The organism is Pseudoalteromonas sp. OF5H-5 (genome assembly GCF_021530695.1).
Classification (GTDB): domain Bacteria; phylum Pseudomonadota; class Gammaproteobacteria; order Enterobacterales; family Alteromonadaceae; genus Pseudoalteromonas.
Genome location: NZ_JAKGBF010000002.1, coordinates 66254 through 83936, shown reverse-complemented (window position 1 = coordinate 83936; position 17683 = coordinate 66254). Strand labels below are relative to the sequence as shown.

The 17683-nt window shown below is 45.4% G+C and carries 24 protein-coding genes and 1 other RNA gene; 3 read left to right on the top strand and 22 right to left on the bottom strand.

What is annotated here, in order from left to right; genetic code table 11:
• Positions 1–6 precede the first annotated feature (6 nt).
• From L1271_RS03320 to L1271_RS03250, 16 genes are all read right to left on the bottom strand, one after another.
• Positions 7–387 (bottom strand): hypothetical protein, encoded by a 381-nt coding sequence (locus tag L1271_RS03320; RefSeq protein WP_174168657.1) that lies wholly within the window; start codon positions 385–387, stop codon positions 7–9.
• Positions 380–862 carry a virion protein gene (locus tag L1271_RS03315; protein ID WP_235366743.1) on the bottom strand — a complete coding sequence of 161 codons (483 nt, stop codon included), beginning with the start codon at positions 860–862 and terminating at the stop codon, positions 380–382. Before L1271_RS03315 ends, L1271_RS03320 begins: the two co-directional genes overlap by 8 nt.
• Positions 862–1884 carry a hypothetical protein gene (locus tag L1271_RS03310; protein WP_235366742.1) on the bottom strand — a complete coding sequence of 341 codons (1023 nt, stop codon included), beginning with the start codon at positions 1882–1884 and terminating at the stop codon, positions 862–864. The genes L1271_RS03315 and L1271_RS03310 overlap by 1 nt, the downstream gene beginning before the upstream one ends.
• Positions 1884–2708 carry a hypothetical protein gene (locus tag L1271_RS03305; RefSeq protein WP_235366741.1) on the bottom strand — a complete coding sequence of 275 codons (825 nt, stop codon included), beginning with the start codon at positions 2706–2708 and terminating at the stop codon, positions 1884–1886. Before L1271_RS03305 ends, L1271_RS03310 begins: the two co-directional genes overlap by 1 nt.
• The gene (locus tag L1271_RS03300; RefSeq protein ID WP_235366740.1) at positions 2701–3054 is read right to left on the bottom strand and encodes a hypothetical protein; all 354 of its coding nucleotides are present in this window, start codon (positions 3052–3054) and stop codon (positions 2701–2703) included. The genes L1271_RS03305 and L1271_RS03300 overlap by 8 nt, the downstream gene beginning before the upstream one ends.
• Positions 3055–3062: 8 nt before the next feature.
• Positions 3063–3278 (bottom strand): hypothetical protein, encoded by a 216-nt coding sequence (locus L1271_RS03295; RefSeq protein WP_235366739.1) that lies wholly within the window; start codon positions 3276–3278, stop codon positions 3063–3065.
• A gap of 115 nt (positions 3279–3393) precedes the next feature.
• Positions 3394–3720, bottom strand: coding sequence for a hypothetical protein (locus tag L1271_RS03290; protein WP_235366738.1), 327 nt, complete (start codon positions 3718–3720; stop codon positions 3394–3396).
• A gap of 12 nt (positions 3721–3732) precedes the next feature.
• Positions 3733–4542 (bottom strand): major capsid protein P2, encoded by an 810-nt coding sequence (locus L1271_RS03285; protein WP_235366737.1) that lies wholly within the window; start codon positions 4540–4542, stop codon positions 3733–3735.
• 240 nt (positions 4543–4782) lie between these two features.
• On the bottom strand, positions 4783–5571 hold the full coding sequence (locus L1271_RS03280; protein WP_235366736.1) for an ATP-binding protein: 789 nt from the start codon (positions 5569–5571) through the stop codon (positions 4783–4785).
• A complete protein-coding gene (locus L1271_RS03275; RefSeq protein WP_235366735.1) occupies positions 5561–6091 on the bottom strand; it encodes a hypothetical protein in 531 nt (176 codons plus the stop codon). The genes L1271_RS03280 and L1271_RS03275 overlap by 11 nt, the downstream gene beginning before the upstream one ends.
• 287 nt (positions 6092–6378) lie before the next feature.
• Positions 6379–6507, bottom strand: a complete 129-nt coding sequence (locus L1271_RS24680; RefSeq protein ID WP_268831250.1) for a hypothetical protein — start codon at positions 6505–6507, stop codon at positions 6379–6381.
• 34 nt (positions 6508–6541) lie between these two features.
• Complete coding sequence (locus tag L1271_RS03270) at positions 6542–8485, bottom strand: replication endonuclease (RefSeq protein ID WP_235366734.1); 1944 nt, start codon at positions 8483–8485, stop codon at positions 6542–6544.
• Entirely contained in the window at positions 8478–8861 is a 384-nt protein-coding gene (locus L1271_RS03265) for a hypothetical protein (RefSeq protein WP_235366733.1), read from the bottom strand. Before L1271_RS03265 ends, L1271_RS03270 begins: the two co-directional genes overlap by 8 nt.
• The gene (locus L1271_RS03260; protein ID WP_235366732.1) at positions 8858–9109 is read right to left on the bottom strand and encodes a hypothetical protein; all 252 of its coding nucleotides are present in this window, start codon (positions 9107–9109) and stop codon (positions 8858–8860) included. Before L1271_RS03260 ends, L1271_RS03265 begins: the two co-directional genes overlap by 4 nt.
• A 3-nt stretch (positions 9110–9112) precedes the next feature.
• The gene (locus L1271_RS03255; RefSeq protein ID WP_235366731.1) at positions 9113–9652 is read right to left on the bottom strand and encodes a 3'-5' exonuclease; all 540 of its coding nucleotides are present in this window, start codon (positions 9650–9652) and stop codon (positions 9113–9115) included.
• A 4-nt stretch (positions 9653–9656) separates the two neighbouring features.
• Positions 9657–9911 carry a pyocin activator PrtN family protein gene (locus L1271_RS03250; protein ID WP_235366730.1) on the bottom strand — a complete coding sequence of 85 codons (255 nt, stop codon included), beginning with the start codon at positions 9909–9911 and terminating at the stop codon, positions 9657–9659.
• 147 nt (positions 9912–10058) lie between these two features.
• On the opposite strand from L1271_RS03250, the gene L1271_RS03245 reads away from it, so the two are divergent.
• The gene (locus L1271_RS03245; RefSeq protein ID WP_235366729.1) at positions 10059–10508 is read left to right on the top strand and encodes a helix-turn-helix domain-containing protein; all 450 of its coding nucleotides are present in this window, start codon (positions 10059–10061) and stop codon (positions 10506–10508) included.
• 24 nt (positions 10509–10532) lie between these two features.
• Here the strand turns inward: L1271_RS03245 and L1271_RS03240 are convergent, their stop codons facing one another.
• From L1271_RS03240 to rsmI, 6 genes are all read right to left on the bottom strand, one after another.
• Positions 10533–10892, bottom strand: coding sequence for a hypothetical protein (locus tag L1271_RS03240; RefSeq protein ID WP_235366728.1), 360 nt, complete (start codon positions 10890–10892; stop codon positions 10533–10535).
• Positions 10893–10900: 8 nt separating this feature from the next.
• Entirely contained in the window at positions 10901–11452 is a 552-nt protein-coding gene (locus L1271_RS03235; protein WP_235366727.1) for a hypothetical protein, read from the bottom strand.
• A gap of 19 nt (positions 11453–11471) precedes the next feature.
• Positions 11472–11618, bottom strand: coding sequence for a hypothetical protein (locus tag L1271_RS03230; RefSeq protein ID WP_235366726.1), 147 nt, complete (start codon positions 11616–11618; stop codon positions 11472–11474).
• Between the two features lie 742 nt (positions 11619–12360).
• Positions 12361–13836, bottom strand: a complete 1476-nt coding sequence (locus L1271_RS03225; protein WP_235366725.1) for a serine hydrolase domain-containing protein — start codon at positions 13834–13836, stop codon at positions 12361–12363.
• Positions 13837–14074: 238 nt separating this feature from the next.
• Positions 14075–14445: RNase P RNA component class A (rnpB, locus tag L1271_RS03220), an RNA gene on the bottom strand.
• Positions 14446–14499: 54 nt separating this feature from the next.
• Entirely contained in the window at positions 14500–15360 is an 861-nt protein-coding gene (gene rsmI / locus L1271_RS03215; protein ID WP_235366724.1) for a 16S rRNA (cytidine(1402)-2'-O)-methyltransferase, read from the bottom strand.
• A gap of 60 nt (positions 15361–15420) precedes the next feature.
• On the opposite strand from rsmI, the gene L1271_RS03210 reads away from it, so the two are divergent.
• A complete protein-coding gene (locus L1271_RS03210) occupies positions 15421–17307 on the top strand; it encodes a penicillin-binding protein activator (protein ID WP_206473439.1) in 1887 nt (628 codons plus the stop codon).
• Positions 17308–17316: 9 nt separating this feature from the next.
• Complete coding sequence (locus L1271_RS03205) at positions 17317–17682, top strand: YraN family protein (RefSeq protein WP_010605918.1); 366 nt, start codon at positions 17317–17319, stop codon at positions 17680–17682.
• The last annotated feature ends 1 nt before the right edge of the window (position 17683 follow it).

Here is a 17683-nt window from a genome sequence, read left to right as displayed (position 1 = left end):
CCATCCCTACCTCGCTTGCACGGTTGCTACTGTTTGTGGTGAGACCTCACCATCTAACAACACCTGATACTCAGGCCGCAGCCTCATTTCAGCATCAAAAATGGTGTCCACCAATGCCTGATTTTTAGGGTTCAGCTTGATAACCGCTTCCAGCCACAGCTCATCTTTGACCTTGTAACTAAAATCCAGTTTTGATTTATCAAGGAAAAAGCCCGCCCATGCTCGTTCAATATCATGCGAGCCGTTCGCCTGAAATTGCAGTTTGGCCAGCAGATTCCCGAGCGGTTCGGTAAATGATTTTGAGCCGCTATTGATGTATTGGTAAATGTAGTAAACACCCCCAATAGTGAGCAATAGACTCAGGTTTTTGCTAATGAAGTTACCCATAGAACCCCCATTCAAACCCCTGCTTGATGGTCTCCAGTGGGAACGGTTGTTCGCCGTTCTCCATGTGTATCATCGCGGCCATTACATGCGGGTATTCATCACGGGTAAGCAGTCGGCTTGCAGGAATGCCCGTATAATCGACCACAAAGTTAATGTAGTTGGCGGTGTCGTTTTCATTGGTCGGCGCCCATCGTTCAATGATGCGGCCAATGGTTTTACGTCCGTGTTTATTGGCATAGGTGCGCAGAATGCGCGCCCCTGCCCTTAGTCCATATAGTGGCGTTTGAAATTCTTCAAAGGTGGGGTCAAGGTCAAGCTCGTGCTCGCCCTCCCACTCAATATCATTCCATTGCTCTTCTTTGATGTTTAGCGGGTTGTTGTTACGTAGCCCGCGAACCGTGTCTTTTGTCGTCATGAGATAGCCAATTCCTAATACAATTAATGCGGTGATGATGTGTGTAATGTCTAATTTCATCAGACACGCTCCTCCAGCACTTGCGCGATGCCAGCCGATACCAACACAGGCACTTCTGCGTACAAATCTAAAAAATAAGTGAACGATGTGCCGTAGTACTCAAGTGGGTAATGGTCTCGCACATCGCCGTCGACAAAGCTCTCAACCATGAATACCCTATGAGTACCTGCCGACATTCGCACTCTCGCGCGCATTTCACCACAACTGCGACCACCTGAACCAATACGCCATCCACCTCCGAATTCTAGCTGCTCGCTTTGCTCATCTCCGACTGTCCAAAATAGCGCTGGATTGGTCTCGTGCGTCCCTTCCCAATCGTAGGGGTCACTGGGGTATTGGCGCTGCACATCAACGATTGCATTTGCATAAATGTAAAAATACTGATTATCCAGTTCGGGCGGTATTACGATATCAACGTAGCGCACACCGCCCGCCTCCATTTCTGAGCGCGTGGGCATTTGGCTTTTGGGCCATGCGTATCGCGCAGGTTCCATCAACTGGTTTTCGTAGAATTTTGTTGTCGTCTCGTCAGTGACCCAATAGTAAAGCTCACCGTAGCTATTTATCTCAATATCCCGCCCCGCCTCGTACAACCTGCCGTTTTGCACAATGCCAGCGCCAGAAGTCATATTAGAACCACCAATGTACATGTCGCGGTCACATGTAATTGTGGTTTTTAGGCGCGGCGGGTCATAATCAAGCAGTTTATTGACGCCTGGCATCAGTGTTATTTGGCGTGATGTCATCATATTTGAGCGCATGGGCTGGGGCGTAAAATGATACTCGTGCCACGACACCCATATTGCGATATCCATTGCAAACTCTGTATATATCGCAACACGCGCAAACTTAACGCTATTCAGGTTCATACCCTGATAAATCTCAGTTTCCAGTTTTACACTACCGTGCTCATCAAAAAAACGTGCAAAGACACCTGTTAGCGCCCTTACTACAGCAAACGAGGTGCCCGGCACATTAACATCCCACAACTCACCTGCGGCTAGTTTGTTTTTCAAAATCATCAATTAGCCCTCATCATTGCTACAGCCATACCCATGCCACCCAAACCCAACATGACGTACATCATGGTTTTGTTGGTGCTGATTGCGAGTTGCTGACCATCCGAGCGCGTGGAGTGGTCTGCGAACTGCAGCGCTTGCTTATGCGCCAAAATAGTTTGGTCGCTGGCGTCTTTGTATGCGTCCTGCGTTGCTGTAATTACCTGCGCCCCCAAATCCTTTGCTAAGTTTGATGCGTTATCCATCGAATACACTGCAACGTCTGTCATGCGTGCATTTGCATTGTCGGCGGCATCAATTGATAGGCCAGCGAGTTGCGCCGAGTTATCCATTGCGTAACTGGCAACGTCAGTAATTCGTGCGTTTGCATCCCCTATCGCACCAATCGTTGTATTTAGCGTGTCACCAGCAAAACCAATAACATCGCTATTGATACCAGCAGACAGCCCCAACATCTCACGCGCTAAATCGCCATTTTCTGCAAGCGCATCTCGCGTTAGTGAGTTTTGTGCGTTGATACTGTCACCCGCAATGTTTCGGGTCATCGACAGCGCATCGCCCGCGAAATCTAGTGAGTCGCGATTTACATTCCCTGCAAAATCAAATCCGTCTCGAGTCATATTGCCAGCAGCATCAAACCCCGCGATATTTGCATCAACCAACCCCGCACCTAGTGACTCAATTGCGCTAACTAAGCCGCCGTCAGTCATGTTGTACGTGTTGCCGCTGCCATTTGTGATAAAGCCGTTATTGTCACCCTGAACACCAATACTCGTACTGGTGTTATTGGTGGTTTGGCGTGATGTACTTCTGGATTTACTACCCATTTAGCGTCATCCTATAAATTGCATAGCCGTCTTCGTCCGTCGACTCGTACACAAATTGATAGGCCGACAACAAACGTTTTAACGCCTTGCGTTTTGTGTGGTAAACAATGGAGGGGGCTGAAATGCGGCGAGCTAACGACACCACTTTTGGTGCAATCGACAGCAGGTTTTTACCTGCCGCGCACACCACACACAACCCGTCACGGTCTACACGCAACACGCAATAGCACCCCTCAAACTCAACCAGTACCGCCGAACCATGCGCCACTTCATTTTTTACGGTTTCATAGTCTGCCGCTGCCGCTGATTTAATTTGATGAATTTCGCTAATGTGCGCCACGCGCATACCGCCCCCTATTTTTTCAACAGAAATAAAGCAGCAATCGCCACAGCACCAATAATCAACAACTGGTTGTTAGTGCCGCCACCGAAATTGATATTTCCACCCTGAAAACCAATTCGCTGCATTTGGTCGCCAGTGCCAGATGTTGCGCCTGAACTAATGGGACTCCCAGCCCCATTAGTCATACCGGGTATCGCACCCGCTGCACCTAGCATTGCGCCAAACATTACGACTGCCCCGCAGGTTTGCGCATCCAATCACGTACATAGTCAGCCAAAATTGCACCCGCGACCGAGATAGCCACGCCATACGCAAAATACTTTAAGTTCTTCGGATTACCTTTCATTTCATTGCCTTCATAATTAGTGCTACAGCCAACAACCCACCAAATCCGTACAGTACGGTTGATTGTGGTAAACCAAACACCATTGGTTCAGTAGGTTGCGCGGTTTGGGTTTTTGGTGCGTCCACAAGTACCGCCGCGCCATTGTCTAGCTCTGTGGTGTTCATGTGTTCGTTTTGGGTGATGCCGTTTGATGACTTGATGGCCTTAACCTTTTCGACATCACCCCAAATTTTCAGCGCGTTACCCAAAAATGAGTTCGCGCCATCCCACCAACCGCCGCCCGTTGTAGTTGCCGCCATTGTTGGCGCTCCCTCTGGTTGCATTGGTCAACCCCCTTAGAATGTTGATTTTGCGTAGTCATCGAAGTAATGCACGACCACTTCAGCGCTACCCGCTTCAGACGCTTCAACACGTAAACGCATGTCATTGATGGTGTTATCCAGCGCTAGCGCACTAAACACATCCCCTGCCAAAAACAGGTCAATTGCGTGTGTATTGGTTCGTGGTGAACGGCCGCGCTGCTTTAGGTGGTGCGTGTGTAGTGGTGCAGGAATGTGGTCACGCCATTTCACGTTGTTCACCAGAAATTCGGCAGATGTAACGCCCGATTTTTTAATTTCAATTAGCGCGATTTTTGCACCTAATGGGCGCGGTAGATTTTCAATTTCATTGATACCAACCGCAAAGTTGTAGCGGAACGAACGGCGCTTGAACAACCAACCAGGAGCAGAGCCAGAAGATTTTTCCGCGAATGCTTTAATCACCGGTGCAATTGCATCCGTTGCGATATCAAATTTGATTTGTGCGATAGATAATCCAGTTGTACCCAACGCAAAAAAGCGTTGCTCAACCAGCGATGGATTTAATACACCCTCAATCTCAGGACGCACAAAGTACAGCGTTGCAATACCGTCAACCTGCTCACGTTTAAAATATGCATTTTCGTCAAGCAGGTCTTGCAGCGTGGCGTACTCTGTTAGCGTTCGGCCTTGTAGCTCAACTTTTAGATTTTTGATTTGTGCAGGTGTTACACCTGAATATTCAAAATGGATTTTTTCGTATGTGCGGCCAACTGGCAGCGTTAACGAAACACTGCCGCCAGCAGCAACACCAGTTAGGTTATTTAGTGGAGAAACTTCTAACATTGCACCCCCTTAACCTACGATTGTGCGTTTGATTGAACGAAGCGCACGAACGTTATTGAGGATGGCTAAAACGCCGAGGGTGACACCCACGGATGTCAGAGTAGATTTATTTAACATGCGATTACCTTGTTTGGTTTTAAAATCGCTAAGTAATAAATCAGGCGTTTCGCTCTTGAGGGAAACGGTTTTCGCTCCCCTTATAGCGAAAAGAGCGAAATTTTCGCTCTTTTAGGGTGTTTTTTAAGCAGCTCGGAGCTGGTCAAATGTCAAATTTTCAGCTTTGCCTGTTTTCAGATGGATTACTTTTGGCTCAATATTCCCTATTCCCCCCTTACTTTTTACCAAATAATAAAGCCGCTCATCTTCGTAGAGGGCGTTGAGTTTACTTATCAGGTAAATGTCCGTTAATTCCGCATCCAACTCCACAGAGACGCGCTTTGCATCCGCTTGCGCTTCCTGCGCACCAAGCACTTTACGTGGCGAATTGTTCCAGATGGTTTTGGGCACTTCCTGCGAACGCTGAAATACCGTGTGCAGAATCACACCGAATTTTCGCCCACCCGTTGCCAACTCACCAATGATGGAGTCATCCTTACCAGCGGTGTCGCTGAGCTTGGCGAGCTCTTCAATCACAACATGTAGTTCACGGTTGCCGTCTGCCGCTTCCCACATAAGCTGACCAAACCAATAGAGCTCGGCTTGCTTGGCTTTTTTCAGTTGCTCGCCTTTGAGGGATTTAGGGAACTCAGGGCTGTACGCCACAACAAACTTTTTACCCGAACGCCACGCTTCCACAAACGCCTGAGCAAATTGCTTGCGATTTGTGTAGTGATACACCGCACGGCCACCCAAACCATTGAAATGCCCTTTCTTGCGGCCATCGTATTTGTAATCGCCGTATAAATCGAAAATCGCGCATTGGTCGCCCACCATATCCAGCAACTTAACGGCGGTAGTTTTACCGCCGCCAGTTCCTGCCAAATAACATACATGCTTTGCTTTTAAAGCATTGTTAGAGTTAATGGCCACTAACAACCTCCGTATTTTCGCTATTTAATTCACTCTTGGTGTTCTCTTTTTCGTATGCCTTAATTTGCTTAAAGACCGAAATCGCAGCAGTGCCAAGAACAAGGCCGAGTTCAATTTCTTCTTTCCACTTCACCATCCAAGAGGGCATCCCGCCCTTGCAGTATTTGCGCACCACTGGCGCGGCTTTTTCTGCAATCACTTCGCGAGTATCGTTATCAATGGTTACTGGCGCTTCAATGGTAGACTCGATAAAGTCAGCCAGCGAAGAAACGCCATACCCAGCCAGCGCACTAATATCGCTTTCGGTCATTTCTTCCGATTCAGCAACTTCCCCCACTTGCTCATCCTGAACAGCAGTGAACTTATCTAGATGGCTGTATTCGTCCACCTGTGGCGATTGCTGCAACTCCGATTGCTCCGATTGCGAGCCATCCCCAAAAGTTAAATCCTCCATCGCCGTCGCTATCGGTGTTTTCTGCATATCGCTCGGTAGTGGATTCGCTTGGTTTTGCATGTTCATTTGCTCCTAGTTCGCTAATTTGCTCTGTTTGTGGCACCCATTCATCGGGTGCGGGATTGTGTAAAACCACCTGCGTTTGCATTTCGCTATTTTCGCTCTGCAAAGCTGGCGGTTGCTGGGATTGTTTATTTACCGCTTTCGCCCATTTCGCTTGAACATAGTCCCCGCTTCTTTGGTCCATTCCGCAATTGGAACAGTGCAAGTAAAAAAGTTTTTTGCCGTTTTTTCGGCGTTTGATACTGGCGAACGTGCCGCAGCCATCACACTCAATTACGCCTAGTTCCTCGTTAGTCGATTTCGCCATAAGTCGCCTCCAGCATTTCTATTCGACTGACCATTTCAGATATCAGTTGCACGGTTTCATCCAGCGCCTTTTCTGCTAGCTCAGCTTTTCGCCCCGCTTTGTAGGCTGGCATACTTTTCGCCTTTTCAATTTTGTCCTTGATAGACCTAACTATGTGTTGCATAACTCATTGACTCCTGCATTAGATTCCCGCCGCGAACCCAGTAATGAGTTACGGTTTGGTTGATTTCATCATCTTCTTGGTAAGTTGCCCCCCGCATCACCGCTTTTCGATGTTCGGGTGGTATTAAATGAATGGGGTTTACCTTTTCCCCATGCCCAATCTGCCAATCATTGGCTGGGGTATTACAGTTATTTCCAGTGCTCCAAGGAGAGTCGCTGTCGCTCCTCTTTAAAAGCCACTGAGTAACCCGAGTGACATAGGTAAACCCGCGCGATGCGATACCTATGGTGCGCTGTTTTGGCTCTCCGTATGCGTTTGCACCACTCTCCTCCTTGGCTAGTTCTACTGGTCTTGATTGCTCACCCAATGCGCCGCCGAGCAATTCAATAAACTCAGCAAAGCGGCTATTGTCGGCCGCTTCGAATATCTCTTTTGCGATTTCAGACAATTTTTCGACTGACTCTTTAGGCACACGGCGAAACTCGCGCCATATACCAACAGGCGCACCGCCGATAAATTGAAATTGACGAATACGCCAACGGCTAGCCCATGCCGCTACATTCATCACAATGCCGTTTTCAGACTCAATAGGTAGCCCCGTTTCGTCATCAAACATATCGCCCATGTGCGCGCCGTTTATGTTCTTGGAAATGTATTTGATGATGTACGACACCGCGTCGCCTTTGCTTTTGTCTTCCGGTGTGGCATCAAAACGATTTTCTGCAGCGCCCTCTTCGTCGCCATCGTGTTGCAAGGCATAGCGGCGCAGGGTGTTTGTGACTGTGACTTCGTCATTTGGCTTCATAAACAACACCATGTGCCAGTGCGGGGTTGCATCTGCGTGAGGCTCAACAATACGCAAACCAAACACCCCAATTTTAGCCTTGGATAACTCAGCGCGGACTTTCGACCATTGTTTTACCAAATACTCTTGGGTTTCGCGTGGCGATGCGTTGTTATATTTGCCGCTACAGGCGTGGTACTTAGACGGCGCAGTAACGGTGTAGAACATGCACGCCATGCCTTTTTCCTCTGCCCATTCTTTATAGCCACGAATGCGAACTATCATTTCAATGCGCCTAATTTCGGGGTTAGAAATGGAATGGTCAAAAACGTGTTTTAGGTCGATGGTTTCGCCGTCCTTGCTTTCAAGCTGCATGGACTCAACCCATTCACGTTGTGACTTTTTGCTGTGGCGGAACTCTTGAACTGCATCTTTGCTGGCATACGGGGAGACCCCTTTTTTAACCAGACCCATAGTGATATTTAAATGCTCAAGTGTGGTGTCGCGTAAACGGTTTAGTTTGCGCAACCACCATTTATCACATTGCATGCGGCGTATACCGCGCTCTAATCGGTCTGCTAGCAAATTGGTATCGCAACGTTCCCAAGTACCGTCTACCTTTTTTGACTTGGCGGCGTTAAAAGTGGCTTGATATGGGGGCGTCACCCCTTGCGACATCGTGAAGTCATGCATTGCAATGTAGCTGGCAAAAACCAGTTGCTCTGCATCTTCAAGAGTCGTACTTTCATCAAACTCAACAATACCCATTTGCTGGCAAATCGTGGTGATCTGCTTAGCTTTATCTTTACGGGCTTTTTTGCTGTTTAATTCGCGGATAGTAAGTGGCGAACGGTCAACAATTTCAGTGACTCGCTCAATGGTTTTTCGCAGGTAAATATTGGCTGAGCGCTCTGGGTTTTTCGCTGTCTCTGAGTTAAAGCGTTTCGCATACCCATGCGCAGCAATGCGGCGTAAGCGGTTAGTGGGTATTAGCGCAAGCTTTTCTTTAACTTGCTCTGCGACCTTATCAAAACCGAACTTACCCCAACAATGCGGAGCAGCCCTAGTAATGGTAATGGGCTGCATCTTTTCGCTATTGCCGACAAGCTCCCAGCAAATTGGTAGTGAACGTGAATCAATCATTTTTACGAATAACCGAACCAGGAGCGCCGTTTTCTTCAAAGCATTTAATGCAGCTACGACATAGCCAATGTTCTACAACTTCTTGATTCGGCTGCGATACCAGACCAACCATTTCTCTGCCAACAAAATCGCTGTTTTGGCAATTCTCACACTCCAGCAAATCATCAAGCAGCTCTTGCAGCGCCTCGCTAGTTTTATCAGCTCCCCACTCGTTAAGAGTGGCAATATCACAGCGCATTAATTCAACAGCCGCCAGATTCTCCCGCGCTTCTGTCTTGGCTTTTTCCTTTTCATCTGGGGTTAGCTGTTGGTATACATTAATATGCTTCCAGTAGTGCTCCATTCGTTCATTTATTAAAACTAATAGCGATTTCATAGCACCACCCTCTTGCTGGCGCTCATGCGGTTGCGTGCTGCCATGGCTAGCGCTGATTTCAATAATTGATTGCTGCGTTCGCCGTTGCGTTGGGCGCGGGTTTCTTGCTCAATGCGTTGCTGCTCGGCTTCGTGCTGCGCTTTGTGCCTTTGGATTTGAGCGCGCAATTGGCGGACTTTCATCAACTGGATGTCCCAATGTGATGGCTCGGTGATTAACTCGTCGATTTCTACGATTGAATGACTCATGGTTCACCCCTCAATGACCATAAATTTATTCATTAGCGCAAGTGTCATTTGGCAGTCAGCAAGCGCGCGGTGCGCATTAAACTTTGAAGTATCAATGCCCTGTTGCTCACACGCATTGACTAGCTTTTGCCATTTAAAATCACCGTAGTAATTAACTTCGCCGTAATATTCGGCATAGTCTTTCATCACGCAGATAGAATCTGCTATTCGATTCCACAGCAATTGCTCAAAACTGATAGATTGGGAGATAATGCGCAAATCGTAGTCGGCATTGTAAATGCACAGAGTTCTTCCACTGATAATGCTTTTAACTTTGGGTAGAATCTCATGAAAAGTTGGCTGACCTTTTACCATCTCATTTGTGATACCGTGTATCGCAATTGCCCCGTCTGGGATTTCTGCCATCGGGTCAACTAGCGAATTCAGCAACGTATTACCGAAGCCGTCAATTATCGCGATTTCACACACCACAGCATCATCACCTAAGCCCGTAGTTTCTGTATCTAAAACAATGATGTCTTTTCTGTTTATTGTATTATTCATGATTTCACCCGTTTACTTGTTGCCACTGGTTGCGGCCTGCTTCGTAGCGCTTTTCTAGGTACTCTGCTAGGTCACTGATATTGACTAGGGTCGGTGAACGCTCCGAATCCCGCGCCTTAAAGGTCGGAATAGGCAACTTTCCGCTTTTAGCATCCGCCTCAGCTGTCTTAGGCATGATGCCAAAGAACTCTTTACTAACATCTTTTAGGCTCACCACAGGGGATTGGTAGCGAGCAAGCAACGCAAAATACATATTCATACAAAAACTCCATTTAACAATGTTCCCGATTAGGTCATTACTATGCTAACCTGAGAATTAATAACGAATAACATTAAACAAGTGACCGAAGTGGATTTTTGTGAATCGACTTCAATTACTTTTAGATAATTGATCGGAATAGACCACATGTCAAATGATTTTTCTGACAGACTAAAGAAACTCCGTCTTCATACGGGGATGTCTCAAATTGAATTCTCGGAATTTATTGACGTCCCGACGCCGTCTTACAGAAAATATGAAGCGGGTGGCAGAGAACCTTTATTGAATGTGATTCAAAAAATCGTAATGAAGGATGAGCTAAAAGAATTCTCGTATTGGTTGATTACAGGTGAAAAGCTAGAACCTTCAAAGCAAGAAATTAGCAAGCAGCCTCTCAAAATGCTCACAACTGAGGAGGAATTTGAGGAAGCGTTTATTTCGGAGTCGATAAAGTCATTACAAATGTTTGGTTATCTAGATTGGATCAGTATTAATACTGATAAAATTGACTTTGATGCTTGTGGGAAGCTTTTTCTGAAAGATTTAAAGCCTGTGATTGAAAGTCATTACAGCAATAAGAAAAAGAAAGCAGGATAAACAAGGGCTGCTGATGCAGCCTTTTTATTTGACTAGTTTTAGCTTTGGCCGCTCCACAATATCAGCGACTTTGATATTTTGACCTTTCGAACGTTTGTAATATTCAATAGCCTTAGGATGAATTTCATTTCTTATTTTCTCGTAGCTTTCAGCTGTTTTTAATTCAGCTAACGCTTCACCTAGCTCGTATATTAACTTTTGCGAAACAGGCTCTTCAACTGCGCTCTCGCCACTTTGTTTTTTATCTTCAAGACCTAGCCAATTAAATATTTTAACTTCCAGCTTGAGGACTTTATCGCTAGATTGAACTGAGTGAACATATAACGCTATACCCAACCCAAACCCAAAAAACATAATTAAAAGTAGTGTGATTGATTCCAACATGATACTTCCTAGTACTGGTTTCTTAGTCGCCAACTACTAACCAGTGGATACACACCGACAGCCATTAACGTCCCGATATTAACAAACAAAATTACGCCTTTATAAAATGGCATGTAGTAATCTAGCCCAATAACACCTCTAATAAAAAATTGAATTATTTGATTCGCACACATAACAAGGGCTAAAAGCAAGGCAACCCTAGCGACATGTGAAAAACTACAACCTCTAATTTTATGTAAAGAGAACACACAAACGATAAAGGCCATTTCCATTATGAACATGAAAAAGTAGAAAACTTGCCTTAGTTCCATCCTTTCCAAATCAAGGCCTAAAATCATTTCTCTTATCGTTGAGGTAGATACGTGAAAGACGGCGACAGAAACTGCTGTGATAAAGCAACTATGCAAAAAAGCATCTCGCTCTGAGTTAATATCGCTTTTACCACCAAAAACCAACCTATTAACTTTTTGATAGCTCAAAAAGCAAATTGCTCCCAGAGCGATTACCTCTAAAGCAATAACGAACTGCCCTAAGAGTGTAAAAATCCCGTTTACCGTCATTGACTTACCTTATCTGATTTCAGTCGACCTTTAATGACTTTGCATCATCATATTGCTTAGTAGTGTACGATGTCGACTTCTGCACCTGAGGGGGTTCAACGCCATCACCACCGCCACTTCCACCACCAAACACTTTTGAAAGCGCTTTGCTTGTTAGTTTAATCATTTTCATTCCTTAATTTAGTCACAATTACAACCCTGTATTGTTGCCGCGATGTTAACGCAGTTTAACTATTATTACAACAATACGAGCTCATGATACTAAAACAGATCAACAATCTCACCATTTTGATACAAAAAAAAAGCGCCAACGTCGGCGCTTTCTATCTTTATGAGGTCGGTGCCCCACAATCGCAATACTTTTCTCAGTTGGTGTCCCTGTGGGCAAAATCGGTGCCCCACGCCTAAGCAGGTGCCCCACCTATGCCCCAAAACCGAAAAACAGCCTTATTTCACCTGATAATCAGTCCAATCCAGCATGGGTGCAACGCTAAAGCGGCGAAAGGCATCAACACAGTGGTTCGGTGTTTGTGGCTCTAAGGGTGGAGTAGGTTGTTGGCTCATGGTATGACTTTCTCAATCAGGTTTACTATCAATGACCTGTACTAGTTATGTCTATAGCAGTACATAGCTCAAATAGGTGATTGTGTAGTATACCGCAGCTTCTAATACTTCGTTAAGTATAGACAGCGATTTATTGCCAATAGTAATTAATCAGAGCTTCGGATAATTTATGCCTTTCTAGCAGCCTGTTTTTGCACTAGACAAGGAAATAATTAAATGTAATTTTAAAAACAATAACTTAGCTCATTTCTTATCCAAACCTCAGGTTAAATACCAAAAAGCCGCAAGTAATTGAACTTGCGGCTTTCGATTTGCTTAGGCTGCCGTCACAATCTTATGGAGAGTTAAAGATACTCCTTCACTACCGCTACTTTATTTTTTGCGAACTGACTGTTTGGGTTTATCGCAAGTAACTGCTGATAATGCTCAAGTGCTTGTGCATACTGCTTATTTAACTCATACGCTTGCGCGATGCTGTTGTGGTAATATGGCTGCTCGTTATTTTGTGTCAGTGCAAATTTAAAGATTTCGATACCATTATTAACTTGACCATCTTCAACAAGCTTATTGCCCCACTCCACCAAGATCTCTAAATCATACATTACACCGGTATCTTGCTGCGCTTTTGCAAACATAGCCGCAAAGTCGGCAAAGCCTTGTTTATCTGTAAGCTGCTTTAAGTACGCCATCGGCTGGTAGGCCTTTTGCTTACTAGCGTCGTTAAAGTTGGGAATATAGTAAGCGGCAATATCATCAACAAACTCAATGGGTAATCCACCCAACAGGTTAGTAAGCACAATCACGGAAACCTTGTCTTCAGGGTAGGTGATCACTGTAGTCGCATTTCCACCGCTTGCGCTAATCGCTGGGTGATACATACGCTGAGTCACTTGCCAGCCCATTGCATAGCCGTTTTCTTTGGTGTTAAAGGCTTCTGTGCGTCCGTTGTTCAGCTTAACTGGCGTCCATAGCATATCTAACTCTTTAACCAGCTCGCCTTGTTGTAGTGATACAACATAGTTAGCCAGCTCCGTTGCCGTTGAACTCATTCCTGCTGCAGTTCTTAGCATATAAGGGAATTCACCGTAAAAGTTTTTGTAATTTCCCTCACCTAAATGAATATATTGGCGAGCCTGATTTGGCACCATAAGTTCAAGATAATCAAAACCTGCCTGCGCGGTTTGCGGCATATTGGCACGTGCTAACTGCATCTTGGTAATAAAAGCAGGAAACCCTTCAGGTGCATATTTATCAATGATTTTACCCAAAATCACATAGCCGGTTTGGTTATAACTAAAACGCGAGTTAGGTGTAAATTGAAGAGGCTGCTTTTGCACAGCTTGCCATGAGGCTTCCACATCGTTCGGTACAATGGTTTCTAGGGCATAATTTGATGCAAGGATCGGCGGCAAACCTGTGGTGTGACCCATTAATTGATTAATTTTAAGTTGCTGCCAAGCCTTTGGTAAATCGGGTAAGTGCTTACCAATTTCATCGTCAATGTTTAGATAACCTTGCTCAGCGAGCTGTACAATCGCAACACCGGTAAACGCCTTTGTCATCGAATTAATCGGAAATAACGTCTGCTCAGTCACAGGCACTTGATGCTGTAAGTCTGCAAAACCATAACTTCCTTGCTTAATGATTTTATCGTCTTTAACCACGGCTAACTGTAAGCCCGGAATATGCCTTTCTTTCATGAGGGTTTTGATCAGCTTGTCTACCGACTCAGCCTTCACCAAGGATGAAAATAATGCCGACCATAAAAGCGTGCCAAACCATAACAGGGTTGATAGTAAAACTTTGTTGTTCTTGTACATGATAGTTCCATTACTCATTTTCGCTTGAGAGATGGCTCTATCTTTCCAAGTATTGTACCAACCTTAAAAACCATTATTTATCATCAGCTTAAATAAATCCAGCAAGTGAAAATTGGTGAATAAATTAACGAAAAGTGGTGAGATATACAAATAAATGGCGTTTTTAACAAGATAATCGTGAGGTGATAAAGTGGGAGTCTCAAGCGTAAACATCTCATGTAGGGATGTTTACGCTTGAGGTGTGAGTCAGCCTATAAGCCGGGTTCTGTTCACTCCCGAAGGAGATCGATAATCATTCGTCTAGGCCTAGGATCGCTCCTAGGCTCGAGCAACCTACCCGGTTCCGATGCGGGCCACACCATAAGGAACCCTATTTGGTCTTGCTCCGGGTGGAGTTTACCTTGCAACCAACTGTTACCAGTGGCCCGGTGCGCTCTTACCGCACCCTTTCACCCTTACCGGTCCCGAAGGACTTAGGCGGTCTTCTCTCTGCTGCACTTGTCGTAGGCTCACGCCCCCCAGCCGTTAGCTGGCACCCTGCCCATTGGAGCCCGGACTTTCCTCCCCCTGATCATTTTCGTCACAGGCAGCGATTATCCGGCTGACTCAGGCGGGCGATTATACGCACTTTAATGCAATAACGCACGCGATAAATTGCGTGTATTACGCTTCTCGCTCAGCAATGATAGCCTTATACAAGGCGTTCTTTTTTAGCCCTAAATATTCAGCTGCCACGCCGCAGGCCTTCTTCAATGGCATTTCAGGCTCTAGTAACTCAATCAGCTTTTTCGCTTCTGGCGTTAATGCTTGTTCATCTCTTTGTTCACCGGGTAGCATCAACACCAGCTCACCTTTTTGCTTTTCAGGCGTTGCGGTTAAAAACTCAATGAGCTCGATAACCGTGCCACTGAAAAAGGTTTCGTAGGTTTTGGTCAGTTCTTTAGCAAAAACGACTTGTTGTGTTTCGCCCAGCGCGATTTTCATATCTTCTAGACTCGCCATAATGCGGTGGGTGCTTTCGTACAAGATACTGGTGATGCCAGAGGCGACTGCATCTTTAAAAAATTGCTGACGCGCTTGGCTTTTTGCTGGTGAAAATCCCACGAATTGGAATTTATCTGTTGGTAAGCCTGAACAACTCACCGCAGCAATGGCGGCACACGCGCCAGGAACAGGAGTCACAGTAGCACCTGCTTCACGGCATAGGTTTACCACAGCATAGCCCGGATCGCTGATAAGCGGCGTACCCGCATCAGACACTAGTGCGATGTCTTTACCTTGGTTTAACCAATCTAAAATTTGCTGGGCTTTTTGCTTCTCGTTGTGATCATGCAGTGCAAAAGTTTTTGCTTTAATGCTAAAGTGGCTCAATAATTTACCGGTGTGGCGCGTATCTTCGGCAGCGATTAAATCGACCTGACTTAACACTTTCAGTGCACGTTCACTGATGTCATCTAAATTACCTATTGGTGTCGCTACAATATGTAGGGTGCCGATTTTGTTTTCGTTGTGAAGATTAGCCATTGAGCTCTCCAATATCAGTCAGTAAGATATCCACTCAGTCGTGAAAAAGAAGGTTTGCCTGTGCAGTTTAAAAAGATAGCGCTTTTAGTTGCCATATTGTCGGGGTTATCCGCTTGTAGTACAAGCACAAATGTCACCAAATCCCCCCAAGAAACTAAAACAACTAAAGCCGTTAGCCAATCGGATGACAATGCCGCGTCGTTATTTGCAAAGGCGCAGAGTAAAGAAGGCGTTGCCAAAATCCAATTGCTATATGCAGCCAGAGACGCTGCTATCTTAGAAAAAGACTGGCAAATGTTAGAGCAAATTGGTTTAGCGATGGAAGCTAAAGCCAGTGTTGATCATATTCAAAACAAATTATACATCGCATATGCTCGCAAAGAATTATCGCAGTATGCCAATGCGTTAGCCATCCTAAACACGCTAGAGGGCCGACTCAACACCCCTGAACACCAAGCTTGGTATGAGTATTTACTGGGTAGTATTTATGCCTCGCAACAATTACCAAAAAAAGCGTTGGTTGAATACTTTAAAGCGGCCGATATTGCCAATGAACATAACTTAGCGGTGGCCGGGTTACACGAAGAGATTTGGCTCGCGCTACAGCAGCTATCAAGTTACGCTCTAGAGCGCTTTGATTCTGGCTCTGTTTTACAACGTGGTTGGGTAACACTGGCTAAATATCAACAAATTTATTTGGGTTCGAGCGTCCAGCTCGACCAAGCCATGAATAATTGGCGTCGTCGTTTTACTAATCACCCTGCGGTTGCTTTGCTGCCTAAAGATTTACAAGGCGCTGTTGCGCTCGAACCTTACCAAGTTAAAAGACTTGCGGTGTTATTACCACAATCTGGTGCGAGCGAGCGACTCGGTACAGCGCTTAAAAATGGTTTCTTGGCTGCCACTGACGAAGGGACGATTGAAGAAGTCTTCTTCATTGATGAAATGGCATCCGAGTCTGAAATCGTAACGCAACTTGCTGAGGCAAATGTCGATTTTGTCATTGGTCCATTATTAAAATCCAACGTTGAAAAACTACTCGCAGATAAAGGTTTTGCGGCTTACCCAACTTTGTTTTTAAATGCACGCGAAACGCTTACGCCTAGCAGTAGTGAACAGTACTTTTTTGCGCTTAATCCTGAGCATGAAGTCGAGCAAGCAATGAAGCACTTTCTTGCTAAAGGCTATAAAAAACCCATGTTACTGGCTCCAGCGAATGCCTCTGGTAAGCGTTTAATTGAGTATTTTGATCAAGGTTGGAAACGCTACAGTGAGACCGCACCAGAAGTAGGTTATTACACTAATAGTAAAAATATGGCGGATGTCATCACCGACATTTTAGAGGTGGACGCTTCAAAGTCACGCACTAGCGTCATCAAAAGTCTATTTCGCAAAGAGGTCAAAAGCGAAACACGCTCTAGACGCGACATTGATGCCATCTATATTTTAGGTGATGCAATGGAAACTCGACTGCTCAAACCTTATTTAGACGTCAATGTCAGTACATTTGCCGACAGGATCCCTTTATATGCCAGCTCTCGCAGCTATAGTAAACAAATTGATGTTACTGATAAGGGCGATTTAGAAGGACTTTATTTTACCGAGCAACCTTGGATGCTACCGGGTGCCGTTGAAAAAGCACCGCTTCGAGATGCCTATCAATCTTTATGGCCTGAGCAGGCCGACTTAGAGCAGCGCTTGTTTGCAATGGCATATGACGCCACAAATTTAGTCCCCGAGCTGCGCCAACTGGCTTGGCTCTCGGGAAAAAGTTTTGATGGCTTAACCGGCCAGCTCAGCATCCGCGGTGGCAGTGACGTAGTACGAAAGCTCAGTTGGGCACAGTATCATAATAAACAAATTCGTTTGGTGAGCTTAGATGAACAGCCTCCACTACCATTATTTATGCAACAAGAGAAACCTGTGGGAGACTCTTTGATCAGATAGGATATCTGGATGTTTAAAGGACTATTTAGCAACACACGGAGTAAGGGCGAGCATTTTGAGTTGATTGCGGAGCAATTCTTGGTAAAACAAGGATTAACCCCCGTCACCAGAAACTATCTCTGTAAATACGGAGAGATAGATCTCATTATGCGAGAGTCGCAAACCTTAGTGTTTATTGAAGTAAAGTATCGCGATAGCAGTCACTTTGGTGGCGCAATTAACGCACTATCAAAAACTAAGCTTCAAAGATTAAAGCGTAGTATTTATAATTATTTAGCACAGCAAAATTTGCATAACACGCAACTTAGAGTCGACTTTGTTGCCATTCAAGGGGCCGATCCCCCTGAAATAAACTGGATTAGAAATATTTTTTAGC

Bases quoted from the DNA above. Each gene is read 5' to 3' on its own strand.
- L1271_RS03260 (WP_235366732.1), bottom strand. From the start codon at position 9,109: ATGAGTCATTCAATCGTAGAAATCGACGAGTTAATCACCGAGCCATCA.
- L1271_RS03245 (WP_235366729.1), top strand. From the start codon at position 10,059: ATGTCAAATGATTTTTCTGACAGACTAAAGAAACTCCGTCTTCATACG.
- L1271_RS03255 (WP_235366731.1), bottom strand. From the start codon at position 9,652: ATGAATAATACAATAAACAGAAAAGACATCATTGTTTTAGATACAGAA.
- L1271_RS03320 (WP_174168657.1), bottom strand. From the start codon at position 387: ATGGGTAACTTCATTAGCAAAAACCTGAGTCTATTGCTCACTATTGGG.
- L1271_RS03300 (WP_235366740.1), bottom strand. From the start codon at position 3,054: ATGCGCGTGGCGCACATTAGCGAAATTCATCAAATTAAATCAGCGGCA.
- L1271_RS03240 (WP_235366728.1), bottom strand. From the start codon at position 10,892: ATGTTGGAATCAATCACACTACTTTTAATTATGTTTTTTGGGTTTGGG.
- L1271_RS03230 (WP_235366726.1), bottom strand. From the start codon at position 11,618: ATGATTAAACTAACAAGCAAAGCGCTTTCAAAAGTGTTTGGTGGTGGA.
- rsmI (WP_235366724.1), bottom strand. From the start codon at position 15,360: ATGGCTAATCTTCACAACGAAAACAAAATCGGCACCCTACATATTGTA.
- L1271_RS03225 (WP_235366725.1), bottom strand. From the start codon at position 13,836: ATGTACAAGAACAACAAAGTTTTACTATCAACCCTGTTATGGTTTGGC.
- L1271_RS03275 (WP_235366735.1), bottom strand. From the start codon at position 6,091: ATGAACATGCAAAACCAAGCGAATCCACTACCGAGCGATATGCAGAAA.
- L1271_RS03290 (WP_235366738.1), bottom strand. From the start codon at position 3,720: ATGCAACCAGAGGGAGCGCCAACAATGGCGGCAACTACAACGGGCGGC.
- L1271_RS03310 (WP_235366742.1), bottom strand. From the start codon at position 1,884: ATGATTTTGAAAAACAAACTAGCCGCAGGTGAGTTGTGGGATGTTAAT.
- L1271_RS03235 (WP_235366727.1), bottom strand. From the start codon at position 11,452: ATGACGGTAAACGGGATTTTTACACTCTTAGGGCAGTTCGTTATTGCT.
- L1271_RS24680 (WP_268831250.1), bottom strand. From the start codon at position 6,507: ATGCCAGCCTACAAAGCGGGGCGAAAAGCTGAGCTAGCAGAAAAGGCG.
- L1271_RS03315 (WP_235366743.1), bottom strand. From the start codon at position 862: ATGAAATTAGACATTACACACATCATCACCGCATTAATTGTATTAGGA.
- L1271_RS03285 (WP_235366737.1), bottom strand. From the start codon at position 4,542: ATGTTAGAAGTTTCTCCACTAAATAACCTAACTGGTGTTGCTGCTGGC.
- L1271_RS03270 (WP_235366734.1), bottom strand. From the start codon at position 8,485: ATGATTGATTCACGTTCACTACCAATTTGCTGGGAGCTTGTCGGCAAT.
- L1271_RS03250 (WP_235366730.1), bottom strand. From the start codon at position 9,911: ATGAATATGTATTTTGCGTTGCTTGCTCGCTACCAATCCCCTGTGGTG.
- L1271_RS03205 (WP_010605918.1), top strand. From the start codon at position 17,317: ATGTTTAAAGGACTATTTAGCAACACACGGAGTAAGGGCGAGCATTTT.
- L1271_RS03295 (WP_235366739.1), bottom strand. From the start codon at position 3,278: ATGTTTGGCGCAATGCTAGGTGCAGCGGGTGCGATACCCGGTATGACT.
- L1271_RS03265 (WP_235366733.1), bottom strand. From the start codon at position 8,861: ATGAAATCGCTATTAGTTTTAATAAATGAACGAATGGAGCACTACTGG.
- L1271_RS03305 (WP_235366741.1), bottom strand. From the start codon at position 2,708: ATGGGTAGTAAATCCAGAAGTACATCACGCCAAACCACCAATAACACC.